The sequence below is a fragment of the Pseudomonas sp. 14P_5.3_Bac1 genome (assembly GCF_025466135.1).
In the GTDB taxonomy this organism is placed as follows: domain Bacteria; phylum Pseudomonadota; class Gammaproteobacteria; order Pseudomonadales; family Pseudomonadaceae; genus Aquipseudomonas.
In genome coordinates this window covers 1-12,445 of record NZ_JANLOF010000005.1, presented here as the reverse complement: position 1 = coordinate 12,445, position 12,445 = coordinate 1, and the positions used below count along the sequence as shown (strand labels likewise).

11 protein-coding genes are annotated in these 12,445 nt (G+C 61.6%); 5 read left to right on the top strand and 6 right to left on the bottom strand.

Going from position 1 to position 12,445, the window contains the following annotated elements; genetic code table 11:
- Nucleotides 1-32: 32 nt before the first annotated feature.
- Complete coding sequence (locus tag NTD89_RS00725; RefSeq protein WP_106579758.1) at nucleotides 33-353, bottom strand: YqjD family protein; 321 nt, start codon at nucleotides 351-353, stop codon at nucleotides 33-35.
- A 163-nt stretch (nucleotides 354-516) separates the two neighbouring features.
- Here NTD89_RS00725 and NTD89_RS00720 point away from each other — a divergent pair, with 163 nt between their 5' ends.
- A complete protein-coding gene (locus tag NTD89_RS00720; RefSeq protein ID WP_003190904.1) occupies nucleotides 517-771 on the top strand; it encodes a hypothetical protein in 255 nt (84 codons plus the stop codon).
- On the opposite strand, the gene NTD89_RS00715 is transcribed toward NTD89_RS00720, so the two are convergent.
- Nucleotides 743-1,663, bottom strand: a complete 921-nt coding sequence (locus tag NTD89_RS00715; protein ID WP_262206100.1) for a LysR family transcriptional regulator — start codon at nucleotides 1,661-1,663, stop codon at nucleotides 743-745. The genes NTD89_RS00720 and NTD89_RS00715 overlap by 29 nt on opposite strands.
- Before the next feature lie 91 nt (nucleotides 1,664-1,754).
- On the opposite strand from NTD89_RS00715, the gene NTD89_RS00710 reads away from it, so the two are divergent.
- Complete coding sequence (locus NTD89_RS00710; RefSeq protein WP_262206099.1) at nucleotides 1,755-2,681, top strand: carbon-nitrogen hydrolase family protein; 927 nt, start codon at nucleotides 1,755-1,757, stop codon at nucleotides 2,679-2,681.
- Between the two features lie 36 nt (nucleotides 2,682-2,717).
- Here NTD89_RS00710 and NTD89_RS00705 read toward each other — a convergent pair whose 3' ends face one another.
- Genes NTD89_RS00705 through NTD89_RS00695 form a run of 3 tightly spaced genes read right to left on the bottom strand, consistent with a single transcriptional unit; the run spans nucleotide 2,718 to nucleotide 5,176 of the window.
- Nucleotides 2,718-3,275 carry a GNAT family N-acetyltransferase gene (locus NTD89_RS00705; RefSeq protein ID WP_262206098.1) on the bottom strand — a complete coding sequence of 186 codons (558 nt, stop codon included), beginning with the start codon at nucleotides 3,273-3,275 and terminating at the stop codon, nucleotides 2,718-2,720.
- On the bottom strand, nucleotides 3,275-3,736 hold the full coding sequence (locus tag NTD89_RS00700; RefSeq protein WP_145165691.1) for an LEA type 2 family protein: 462 nt from the start codon (nucleotides 3,734-3,736) through the stop codon (nucleotides 3,275-3,277). Before NTD89_RS00700 ends, NTD89_RS00705 begins: the two co-directional genes overlap by 1 nt.
- 12 nt (nucleotides 3,737-3,748) lie before the next feature.
- The gene (locus NTD89_RS00695; RefSeq protein WP_262206097.1) at nucleotides 3,749-5,176 is read right to left on the bottom strand and encodes a nucleobase:cation symporter-2 family protein; all 1,428 of its coding nucleotides are present in this window, start codon (nucleotides 5,174-5,176) and stop codon (nucleotides 3,749-3,751) included.
- A gap of 232 nt (nucleotides 5,177-5,408) precedes the next feature.
- Here NTD89_RS00695 and NTD89_RS00690 point away from each other — a divergent pair, with 232 nt between their 5' ends.
- Nucleotides 5,409-7,034, top strand: a complete 1,626-nt coding sequence (locus NTD89_RS00690; protein WP_145165689.1) for a methyl-accepting chemotaxis protein — start codon at nucleotides 5,409-5,411, stop codon at nucleotides 7,032-7,034.
- A gap of 448 nt (nucleotides 7,035-7,482) precedes the next feature.
- On the opposite strand, the gene NTD89_RS00685 is transcribed toward NTD89_RS00690, so the two are convergent.
- Nucleotides 7,483-8,598, bottom strand: coding sequence for a Gfo/Idh/MocA family protein (locus tag NTD89_RS00685; RefSeq protein ID WP_262206096.1), 1,116 nt, complete (start codon nucleotides 8,596-8,598; stop codon nucleotides 7,483-7,485).
- Between the two features lie 300 nt (nucleotides 8,599-8,898).
- Between NTD89_RS00685 and NTD89_RS00680 the strand changes: the two genes are divergently transcribed.
- Nucleotides 8,899-9,930: a WD40/YVTN/BNR-like repeat-containing protein gene (locus NTD89_RS00680; protein ID WP_262206144.1), complete on the top strand. Its 1,032-nt coding sequence runs from the start codon at nucleotides 8,899-8,901 to the stop codon at nucleotides 9,928-9,930.
- Nucleotides 9,931-9,948: 18 nt separating this feature from the next.
- Nucleotides 9,949-12,324 carry an efflux RND transporter permease subunit gene (locus tag NTD89_RS00675; RefSeq protein WP_106580502.1) on the top strand — a complete coding sequence of 792 codons (2,376 nt, stop codon included), beginning with the start codon at nucleotides 9,949-9,951 and terminating at the stop codon, nucleotides 12,322-12,324.
- The last annotated feature ends 121 nt before the right edge of the window (nucleotides 12,325-12,445 follow it).

Below are 12,445 nucleotides of genomic sequence, written 5' to 3'. Positions count from 1 at the left end.
GGCGCAGCCCCCCATGCATCAGGTACGGTGTATCAGTTACGGCGACCCAGCAACAACCCCACCACCAGGCCGAAACCTGCGGAGATGGCCACGGTCTGCCATGGATGGCCACCGATGTAGGTTTCGGTCGCGTCGACCACCGGCTTGCTGCGCTCGCGCACGTTGGACACCGACTCCAGCGCTTGCTTGAGTTTGATGGCGACCTGTTCGCGCAGGGTTTCGCCTTCTTCGCCTACCAGGGAGGCGCTGCTCTTGAGCAGTTTGTCCGACTCTTCGATCAACGCCGTCAGTTCACTGAAAGCTTGATCCTTGATTTGATCTTCGACAGCTTGGGCGGCAGATTTGCGGGCCATTGTGTGACTCCTTGCAGGTGAATGTGACAGTGAACAATGGAGTGTCGGGCGGCGGCAAAAGTTGCAGTTTTTTTGCCGGGGCCTGTTTTTGGGCAAAATCCGAATCAGGAAATTTCGACCTACAGTGTAAGATGTCGCCTATTTATGCAGCAGGTAATTCCACATGAGCTTCAATCTCGCCAATAAAACCCTCGCCGAACGCGCCGAGCTGGAAGATGAAAAGTCACGCCTCTACGACCTGTGGCAGACCAACCTGGGCAAGGCCAAGGGCGAAGCGGCGCGTTTGTTCGGCGAGCGCGCCAAGCGCAAGGGCAAGTGGGCTGAATGGGTGCGGGCAGAACTCGACGGCATGTCGCCGCCGGAGTTTTCCAACATGGTGCGCAGCGAAGTCAACAAGCTGATGGCCGCGGCGAAATAAAACACGCCACAATCGCCTCGCGGACCTTGAGCAACAGCGGGTCAAGCTGCGCTTGGGTGCGCCAGCCCAGTTCTACCGGGTAAAACGGCAGCGCCAACGGGCAGGGCAGTACCCGCAAGCCGGTCATCTGCGCAATGGCCTGGGCCGCATGCCCGGGTATCGTCGCCACCGCCGTGCTGCCCTTGAGCAGAAACGGCAGCGCGGCAAAGTGGCTGGTGGACGCGCACACCTGGCGGCTCAACCCTTGCGCCGCCAACCCTTCATCGGTGATCCCGATAAACCCGCCCGACGACACCAGCACATGTTCGCGCGCGACGAACTCATCCAGGCTGATAGCGTGCTGGCTGGGCGCCAGGCTGTCCGGGTCGACCAGGCAGCGGTAATCCCCTTCGCCCACGACTTGTCGACTCAGCCTGCGCTCGGCAAACCCGCCTGCGGTGATTGCCAGGTCCAGGCTGCGGTCGAGCAGGGCCGCGGCGACGATCTGGCTGTGGGTCTGGCGGAAGATCACCCGCAGCTTGGGCGCACAGCCGGCGATGGCCTCCATCAACCGACGAGCGTAAGCAATCTCGAAGTCATCGGATAACCCCAGGACCACTGAACGTCCGTGATAGTCATGGTTGTCCGGGTGGACCATGGCCAGGCTTTGTCGGCAGCGGTCCAGCGCTTCGCTGATCACCGGTTTGAGCTGATTGGCGCGCAACGTCGGCGCCAGGCCACGGCCGGTGCGCACAAACAATTGGTCGCCATACACGTCGCGCAAACGCCGCAGGCCTGCGCTGATCGCCGACTGGGTGACGCCCAGGCGCAAGGCGGCGCGGCTGGCACTGGACTCGTCGTGCAGGGCTTCGAAGGTTTTCAGCAGGTTCAAGTCAACCTGGGCGATATTCATTTGGCTCATATCATTCAGCACTGAAGTGGGCTTTATTCATGATCGCGGCTGGCCGGAGAATGGGCAACCCCCCTTATCTGGAGTGATCGTGATGCCCGTTTCTACCGTGGCTGCCTTGCAAATCGGTGCCTTGCCGGAAGGCAAAGCGCAAACCCTGGCGCAAATCCTGAGCTATGAACACGAGATTAAGCGCAGCGGTGCGCAATTGGTGGTGATGCCTGAAGCCTTGCTGGGCGGCTATCCCAAGGGCGAGAGCTTCGGCACGCAGCTGGGTTATCGCCTGCCGGAGGGGCGCGAAGCCTTTGCACGCTATTTTGCCAATGCGATCGACGTGCCGGGCGTCGAGACGCAAGCGCTGGCCGGGTTGTCTGCCCGCACCGGTGCCAGCCTGGTACTCGGCGTGATCGAGCGCAGTGGCAGCACGTTGTATTGCACGGTGCTGTATTTCGAGCCCAATGGCGGGCTGGTTGCCAAACACCGCAAGCTGATGCCCACCGGTACCGAGCGGTTGATCTGGGGCACGGGCGATGGTTCGACCTTGCCGGTGATCGACACTGCCGTAGGCCGCATCGGTGGTGCGGTGTGCTGGGAAAACATGATGCCGCTGCTGCGCACCGCGATGTATGCCAAGGGCGTGGAGGTATGGTGCGCGCCGACCGTGGATGAGCGCGAAATGTGGCAGGTGAGCATGCGCCATGTTGCCCATGAAGGGCGTTGCTTTGTGGTCAGCGCTTGCCAGGTGCAGGCCTCGCCTGCGGCGCTTGGCGTGCAGGTGGCCAATTGGCCGTCAGACCGTGCGTTGATCGCGGGCGGCAGTGTGATTATCGGGCCGATGGGCGATGTTCTGGCCGGGCCGTTGGTGGGAGAGGCCGGGTTATTGACCGCGCAGATCAATACCGATGACCTCGTCCGGGCACGTTATGACTATGACGTGGTGGGGCATTACGCTCGGCCGGATGTGTTTGAGCTGGTCGTGGATGAGCGCGCCAAACCGGGTGTGCGCACCCTCACCGAGTGAAGCCGGCCAAGGCGCAGGTGCCGGCAAGCCCGGCGCCTACCGCGTGGCAGGTAGTGTGTTGAGCCACTCTTCGCGGGTCATTTCCCAAATATCCCGCGCGAAGGTGCCTTCCACAAACCGACCTTCCTGCGACCTGATCAAGCGCATGCCGGTGCGCTCGGATATCCGCCGCGAGCCTATATTGGGCGCGGCCTTGGGCACACGCAGCACGGGGCGCTTGAGTACCTCGAACCAATACTCGGTCACCGCCGCGCTGGCTTCGGTCATCAAGCCCTGGCCTTGCCATTGCGGGCCCAGCCAGAAACCGCGGTTATCGTCCTCTTCGTCCATCAGGCTGATATTGCCGATCAACTGCTCCGGCGCACTTTTGAGGCGGATTGACCAATGCCACTGTTCGCCCCGCGCCATCGCCGGCAAGGCGACCTGTTCCAGGTAGCAGCGCGCGCCATCGGCCGGGTAGGGCCAAGGCACGTCGGCGTTGAGGTAGCGCACCACGTCCCAATGCGCGAACTGCTGCTGGATAGCCTCGGCATCCGCGAGCACCAGCGGGCGCAGGATCAGTCGTTGGGTAAACAGTACCGGTTGGCGGGCCATCACCAGGTCGCCGTGTTCGGCAGGTCCAGCGTGCCGCGCTCGACAAAACGCAGGGTGCCAAACAGGCCACCCGCCAGTTTGCCGCGCAGCACATAGGGCAGGTTGTTCAAGCTCTGGGTCTGGCTCAGGCCCAGGGTCTGGCGCAACACGGAAAACGCCGAAACGCTCACCGGCACCATCAGCACGGTTTCAGAAAACCGTGGGATCGAGCCCGACTGGTCACTGACCCCCGACGCCAACGGCCGACCATTGACGTCCAGGTCCAGGGCTACGCCGCTGTAGTCGATCGCCGTGTCATTGGGGTTTTGCACCCGCAGTTTCACGGCGAATCGTACTTCCAGGTCCTGGCTTTGCAGCGGCTCGATGCCGACCACGCTGATGTTGACCGGGTCGCGATTGGGGAACAGCGCGCAGGCGCTCAAGGTCAGCAGCAGTAACGATAGAACCATGAGCTTGCGCATAAAAAGGTGCTCCTATTTCGTGACGTCCGGGTCCTGCATGACCTTGAGGGTAGAGGACTCCGGATCAAATTCATCTTCTTCCAGCTCTATGAACTCTTCGGGCAGGAAAATGTTCAGCAGAATTGCACAGAACGCGCCCACCGTGATTGGCGACTCGAAGATGTTGTGCAGCGCCTTGGGCAGGTCGCGCAGCACTTCCGGTACGGCGGCCACGCCCAGGCCCATGCCCAGGGAAATCGCCACGATCAGCACATTGCGTCGGTGCAGCCCGGCTTCGGCCAGAATCTTGATTCCGGCCACGGCCACCGTGCCGAACATGATCAGGGTGGCGCCGCCGAGCACCGGCTTGGGCATCAGTTGCAGCACTGCGCCGATCATCGGGAACAACCCCAGCAGCACCAGCAGGCCGGCGATGAAGTACGCCACATAGCGGCTGGCCACGCCGGTCAACTGGATCACCCCGTTATTCTGCGCGAAGGTCACCATCGGCAGGCTGTTGAACGTGGCGGCCATGGCCGAGTTGAGGCCGTCGGCCAGCAGGCCCGACTTGATGCGTTTGATATACAGCGGGCCTTTGACCGGTTGTTGCGAAATCATCGAGTTGGCAGTCAAGTCGCCAGCAGCTTCCAAAGGCGAAATCAGGAAGATCACCGCCACCGGGATAAACGCCACCCAATCAAACGAGAACCCATACTTGAACGGCACCGGCACGCTGATCAGCGGCACGTGAGGCAGTGCTGCCAGATCGACACGGCCCATGCACCAGGCCACTACAAAACCCAGCGTCAGGCCGATCACGATTGAACCCAGGCGCAGGAACGGGTTGCTGAAGCGGTTGAGGACCACAATGGTCAGCAGAACCAGCGCCGCCAGGCCCATGTTGCCGGCCGCGCCCAAATCGCTGGCGCCATAACCGCCGGCCATATCGGTAACCGCCACTTTGATCAGCGACAAGCCCATCAAGGTAATGATGGTGCCGGTTACCACCGGCGTGATCAGCTTGCGCAGCTTGCCGATGAACTGGCTCAGCACCACTTCGATAAAGGCTGCGAAAAAGCAGATACCAAAGAGCGTCGACAGAATTTCATCGGTGCCGCCGCCCCGGGCCTTGACCATAAAACCGGCGCTGAGAATCACGCTGATAAACGAAAAGCTGGTGCCCTGCAGGCACAACAGACCCGAACCGACCGGGCCGAATGTGCGCGCCTGCACAAACGTGCCGAGCCCGGACACGAACAGCGCCATGCTCACCAGGTACGGCACTTCGCTTTCAAGGCCCAGCACGCCGCCGACGATCAAGGTGGGGGTGATGATGCCGACGAAACTGGCGAGCACATGCTGCAATGCGGCAAAAATCGCCGCGGTGAAGTGCGGGCGATCTTCCAGGCCGTAGATCAGGTCGGATTTATAGCGGGGGCGAGGGGTTTGAGCGTCAGACAAAATACAGGCCCGGTAGGGAAAGGGGGGCGCAGGATGCCAGAAAGTGCCGGCCGTCAGAAGTGTGTAAAAATTTTTCGATACACCCTGCATTAGATCCCGGCACCTGCCGATACCGTATTCAAGCCCACACAACTCTTACAACAGTGGTGCCCAAAGATCAGAGCGGTGCGTTGACGCCCACTGATCGTGTCGCGGCAGGGACGCTCGCCCACTCTTTCTCGAGAGCAGCCCTATGTCCCTACGTAATCTGAATATTGCCCCGCGCGCGTTCCTCGGTTTTGCGTTCATTGCGTTGCTGGTCGTGATCCTCGGCGTATTTGCCGTTAACCGCATGACACAGATTCGCCAGTCTTCCCTGGACATGGGGACCATCCAATTACCCAGCATGAAATTTCTCGGCAACATGACGGAAAACGTCCTGCGCTTGCGCATCCTGTCGTTCCGGATATTGATCAACCGTGAGCCTGCGGCCCTTGAGGAGGCCAAGACCCGTGTAGCGGTGTTGGTCGACAAGGTCAAGCAGGCCCAGCGTGCTTACGCGGTCATGCCGGCAGGCCCGGAAGAGGCAGCGCTGTACAAAGCCTTCGCCGCGACCCTCGACAATTACTTCGCGGCGCAGGCCGAGATGATGTCGCTGTCGCAGCAGAACAAAGTCGAGGAAATGCGCAGCCTCATCAATACGCGGATCAAGGACGGTACGGATCTGATGGGCGAGCAGCTGAACAAACTGATCGCCATCAACAGCGTCGATGCCGACCAGGCCGGCCGGGACGCTGAAGGCAGCTACCAACAGGCCGTCAGCGGCATCATCATCGTTTCGGTGGTGGCGGCGTTGATGACGGTGTTACTCGCCTGGCTGCTGACCCGCAGCATCGTTGCGCCGCTGCGCAAAGCGGTGCAAGTGGCCGAAACCATCGCGAGCGGCAACCTGACCACGCTCGTCGAAGATGCTGGCAAGGATGAACCGGCCCGCCTGCTTGGCGCTTTGTCCGCGATGCAGACCCACCTGCGCCAGACCATCCAGCACATTGCCGGTTCGGCCACGCAACTGGCCTCTGCTGCCGAAGAACTGAGCGCCGTCACCGAGGAAGCCTCCAGAGGCCTGCAACAACAAAACAACGAAATCGACCAGGCCGCCACCGCCGTCAACGAAATGACCGCCGCCGTGGAAGAGGTGGCGCGCAATGCGGTGTCCACCTCTGAAGCGTCCAGCCAGTCCAACCAGGCGGCGCGCGAAGGCCGTGACCGTGTGGTGGAGACAGTCGGCGCGATTCAGACCATGACCCAGGACGTACAAACCACCTCGGTGATGATCGAAGGCCTGGCGACGCAGGGCCGTGACATCGGCAAGGTGCTGGACGTGATCCGCGCGATTGCCGAACAGACCAACCTGCTGGCGCTCAACGCAGCGATTGAGGCGGCACGCGCCGGTGAAGCCGGGCGTGGCTTTGCGGTGGTGGCCGATGAAGTGCGGGCGCTGGCGCATCGCACCGCGCAGTCGACCCAGGAAATCGAGAAAATGGTCGCCGGCATTCAGACGGGTACCGGCGAAGCGGTGCAGTCGATGCAACAAAGCAATCAGCGCACCCAAAGCACCCTGGAAATGGCCCGTGCCGCCGGTGTGGCGCTGGAGCAGATTACGCAGTCGATCAGTTTGATCAACGAGCGCAACCTGGTCATCGCCAGTGCTTCTGAAGAGCAGGCCCAAGTGTCCCGCGAGGTGGACCGCAACCTGATCAACATCCGCGACCTGGCGACTCAGTCGGCAGCCGGCGCCAACCAGACCAGCGCCGCCAGCCACGAGCTATCGCGCCTGGCGGTGGATTTGAACGCGATGGTGGCGCGGTTCGTGATCTGATGATCGAGGCATGTTGGGTGTGCGTTGCTCCCTGTTTTCGCTCAGTTTTTGCCAATGCCCAGTAGCCGACTTGAGGGGGGCAAGCACAAGCAGAGCGGCTTTATGGTGGAAGCGGGCTTGCCTGCGATGCAGGCACCGTGGTGTATCAGGTACACCGGGTTGATGCCATCGCAGGCAAGCCAGCTCCCACCTTTGACCGAGTACACACGCCACCCCTCTACCTGATGCACAGAGACCCAACTGTGGGAGCGGGCTTGCCCGCGAAGGCGGTAGGTCAGTCAGCTCATGTATCACTGGCCCACCGCTTTCGCGAGCAAGCCCGCTCCCACCTTTGATTGAGTTCCGCCTTCAAGGTCAGGTCGGCTGTCAGGCCGCCGTGCTCTGCTTTTGACCTTAGGCGCCCCGTTAAACAATGGACACCCCCCCCGGCCAAACCAAGTCCCCGCGCTCACACCTCACCCACCACAACCCAACGCTCTTCACGGGCCGCCACACGAATCGCCGTTGCCAACTGCTCAACCGCCCATGCCGCTTCAAAGTCAGTGCCCGCCGCGCCTTGCCCCGCCAGCGCCATGATCAATTCGTGCACTTCCAGCGTCTTCAACTCGTTGTACCCCAGTTGATGCCCGGCCGCCGGGCTGAACGCGGCATAGCCGGGCAGGGCAGGGCCGGCCAGCAACCGTTGGAATCCGTCCTGGCCGAGCCGACACACCCGCAGTTCATTCAAGCGCTCCTGATCGAACGCCAGCGTGCCTCGCGTACCGCTGATTTCAAAACTCAGGTGGTTCTTGTAGCCGTGCTTGAGCCAGCTGCTGCTCACCGTGCCGCGCGCGCCATTGGCAAAGCGCAAGAGTGCGTGCACCTGGTCGTCCACCGCGATGGGTTTACAGTCGCTGCTGCCGCTGACGACCGGGCGTTGGGCATGGACGGTCTGGGTGTCGGCGCACACGCTGTGCACCTCACCTACCAGATAGCGCGCCATCGACAGCAAATGACTGCCCAAATCCGCCAGGGCGCCGCCGGCATGGGCCACGTCACAGCGCCACGACCACGGTGAGGCCGGGTCGGCCATGAAATCTTCGCTGAACTCGCCCTGGAAACTGATGATTTCGCCCAGTTCGCCATCGGCAATCATCTGCCGCGCCAGGCTGATCATCGGGTTGTGCTGGTAGTTGTAGCCCACCCGCGTGACCACGCCGGCCGCACTCGCGGCGCGGCGCATGGCCTCGGCCTGCGGCAGGCTGACGGCCAGCGGTTTTTCGCAATACACCGCCTTGCCCGCTGCAATCGCTGCCATGGCCATGGGGTAATGCAAGTGATTGGGCGTGGTGATGGCCACGACATCGACCTTGGGGTCATTGATCAGCGCCTGCCAGTCGCCGTGGGCCTGGGCAAACCCCCAGGCGCTAGCGCAACGCTGTGCGCGTTCGGTGTCGGCATCGGCCAGGGCGGCCAGGTTGAGGTGTACCGGCAGTTCGAATACCGCGCGGGCATTGTTGAACGCCAAGGCATGGGCGCGCCCCATGAAGCCCGTGCCGATCAGGCCGATTCCGAGTTCACGCATAGCGGTGGTCCTTTGGATTATTGTTTTCAGGACGTGTATTAATGGAATAAATATTCTCTAAATTCAATAGATGGAATAAATATTCATTAATCAGCCTGGCTAATGCACTCATATTCAGCCCATCGTCATCGCCCGCCAGTTAACAAAAGATAACGTAGCGCCGATTGTCAGACGATTCGAAAGCCCGATAGGATGGCCCCTGCTTCCTTCAGGCGCTCTAGATTGCAGGTTTCAGAGGCCGGCAAGGCAAGACGACCTAACAATAATAAATCGGGAGAAAGGTCTATGAGTGAGCCTGTCATGGGTTGGGTTGTTTGCCGCCCGCGCGTCGCCCGCAAGGTTGCGATGCTGGCTACAGCGCTCTCGCTGCTGGGGGTGTTGTCGACACCCGTGCTGGCAGCCGATGAAACCGGCGCACCGCCGGCATTTGCGATTCAATCCCCCAAGGCCGCCAAAGGCCTGATGATCGACGTGGTGCACGCCGGCTCCCGTCTGGTGGCAGTCGGTGACCGCGGGCACATCCTCTATTCCGATGACCAGGGCAGCACCTGGACCCAAGCCCAAGTGCCGACTCGGCAACTGCTCACGGCGGTGTTTTTCATCGATGAAAAACACGGCTGGGCTGTCGGCCACGACGCACAGATTCTTGCAAGCGCCGATGGCGGCGCCACCTGGACCCAGCAATACCAAGACCTCAAACGCGAAGCCCCCTTGCTCGACATCTGGTTCAAGGATGCCGAGCACGGCCTGGCCGTGGGCGCCTACGGTGCGTTGATCGAAACCACCGACGGCGGCAAAACCTGGGAAGACGTCAGCGACCGCCTCGACAACGAAGACCAGTTCCACCTCAACGCCATCGCCTCTATCAAGGACGCCGGGCTGTTTATCGTCGGCGAGCAGGGCAGCATGTTCCGCTCCAGTGACGACGGCCAGACCTGGGAAAAGCTCGAAGGCCCGTATCAGGGCTCGCTGTTTGGCGTGATCAGTACCGCTCAACCCCACACCCTGTTGGCCTATGGCCTGCGCGGCAATCTCTACCGCTCCACAGATTTTGGCAGCACCTGGGAACAGGTTGAGCTGAACGCGGCGCGGGGTGCCCTGGAATTCGGCTTGTCCGGCGCCACGTTGCTCGACGACGGTTCGCTGGTGGTGGTCGGCAACGGTGGCAGCGTGGTGATCAGCCATGACGACGGGCAGACCTTCAGGGTGTTCAATCGCCCGGACCGCATTTCACTCTCGGCGGTCACCGCGGCGGGCAACGGCAACTTGATTCTGGTCGGGCAGGGTGGCGTGCGTGTGGCCTCCGCCGCCGGTGCAGAGCTCTCAAAATAATAAGAAGGCGGGGTTTCAATGAGCAGTCATCACAACGATAAAGCGACCTTTCTTGAGCGCCTGATCTTCAACAATCGCCCGGCAGTGATCGTCATCTGCCTGCTGGTGAGCATTTTTCTGTTCTGGCAGGCGACGTTGATTCGCCCCTCCACCAGTTTTGAAAAGATGATCCCGCTCAAACACCCCTTCATCGAAAAGATGATGGAGCACCGCAACGACCTGGCCAACCTGGGCAATACGGTGCGCATCTCCGTGGAGGCCAAGGACGGTGACATCTTCACGAAGGAGTACATGGAGACCCTGCGCCAGATCAACGACGAGGTGTTCTACATCTCCGGCGTTGACCGCTCGGGCCTCAAGTCGCTGTGGAGCCCCAGCGTGCGCTGGACCGAGGTCACCGAGGAAGGTTTTGCCGGCGGCGAAGTGATCCCGCAGAGCTACAACGGCTCGCCGGAAAGCCTCGACCAGTTGCGCAACAACGTGCTCAAGTCCGGCCAGGTGGGGCGCCTGGTGGCCAACGACTTCAAGTCGAGCATTGTCGACATTCCGCTGCTGGAGTCCTACCCGGACCCGCAGGACCAGGGCAAGTTGCTGGCCCTGGACTACCGCAAGTTTTCCCACGAACTTGAAGACAAGATCCGCGACAAGTTCGAAGCGCAAAACCCCAACGTCAAGATTCACATCGTCGGGTTTGCCAAGAAGGTCGGCGACCTGATCGACGGCCTGGTCATGGTGGTGATGTTCTTCGGCATCGCATTCGTCATCACCCTGATTCTGCTGCTGTGGTTCACCAACTGCCTGCGCAGCACCGTCGCGGTGTTGAGCACCACGCTGGTGGCGGTGGTGTGGCAGCTCGGCCTGATGCACTTCTTCGGTTTCGGCCTCGACCCGTATTCGATGCTGGTGCCGTTCCTGATCTTCGCCATCGGTATTTCCCACGGCGTGCAGAAGATCAACGGCATTGCCTTGCAATCCAGTGAGGCGGACAACGCGCTGACCGCCGCCCGACGCACGTTCCGGCAATTGTTTTTGCCGGGGATGATCGCGATTCTCGCCGACGCGGTGGGCTTTATCACCTTGCTGATCATCGACATCGGCGTGATCCGCGAGCTGGCCATCGGCGCCTCCATTGGCGTGGCGGTGATCGTGTTCACCAACCTGATCCTGCTGCCGGTGGCGATCTCCTACGTAGGCATCAGTAAACGCGCCATCGCCAAGAGCAAAAAGGACGCGCACCGCGAACACCCGTTCTGGCGCCTGCTGTCCAAATTCGCCAGCGCCAAAGTCGCGCCGGTGTCCATCCTGCTGGCGCTGATCGCCTTCGGTGGCGGCCTCTGGTACAGCCAGAACCTGAAAATCGGCGACCTCGACCAGGGCGCACCGGAACTGCGCCCGGACTCGCGCTACAACAAAGACAACAACTTCATCATCAACAACTACTCCACCAGCTCCGACGTGCTGGTGGTAATGGTCAAGACCCGTGCCGAAGGCTGCTCGCGCTATGAAGCCATGGCGCCCATCGACCAGTTGATGTGGAAGATGCAGAACACCGAAGGCGTGCAATCGGCGATCTCGTTGGTGACCGTGTCCAAGCAGATGATCAAGGGCATGAACGAGGGCAACCTGAAATGGGAAACCCTGTCGCGCAACCCCGACGTGCTGAACAACTCCATCGCCCGTGCCGACGGCCTGTACAACAACAATTGCTCGCTCGCGCCGGTGCTGGTGTTCCTCAACGACCACAAGGCCGAAACCCTCGACCGCGCGGTGCATGCGGTGCAGGACTTCGCCAAGGAAAACAACAAGGACGGCCTGGAATTCATCCTCGCCGCCGGCAACGCCGGGATCGAAGCGGCGACCAACGAGGTGATCAAGGAATCGGAACTGACCATCCTCATCCTGGTGTACCTGTGCGTGGCGACCATGTGCATGATCACCTTCCGCTCGTGGGCCGCCACCCTGTGCATCGTGCTGCCGCTGGTGCTGACCTCGGTGCTGGGCAACGCGTTGATGGCGTTCATGGGTATCGGCGTCAAGGTCGCGACCCTGCCGGTGGTGGCGCTGGGCGTGGGGATTGGCGTGGACTACGGCATTTACATCTACAGCCGTCTGGAAAGCTTCCTGCGCGCCGGCCTGCCACTGCAAGAGGCCTACTACCAAACCCTCAAGTCGACCGGCAAAGCCGTGCTGTTCACCGGCTTGTGCCTGGCCATCGGCGTGTGCACCTGGATTTTCTCGGCCATCAAGTTCCAGGCCGACATGGGCCTGATGCTGACCTTCATGCTGCTGTGGAACATGTTCGGCGCGCTGTGGCTGCTGCCGGCGCTGGCACGGTTCCTGATCAAGCCTGAAAAACTCGCGGGGCAGAAGGGCAACTCGCTGTTTGCGCACTAAGCCCGACACCGTCGCGCAGTGGGGGGGGGGGGGGGGGGGGGGGGGGGGGGGGGCCCCGCCCCGCCGGGGGGGGGGGGGGGGGGGGCGGGGGGGGGGGGGGGGGGCGGGGGGGGGGGGGGGG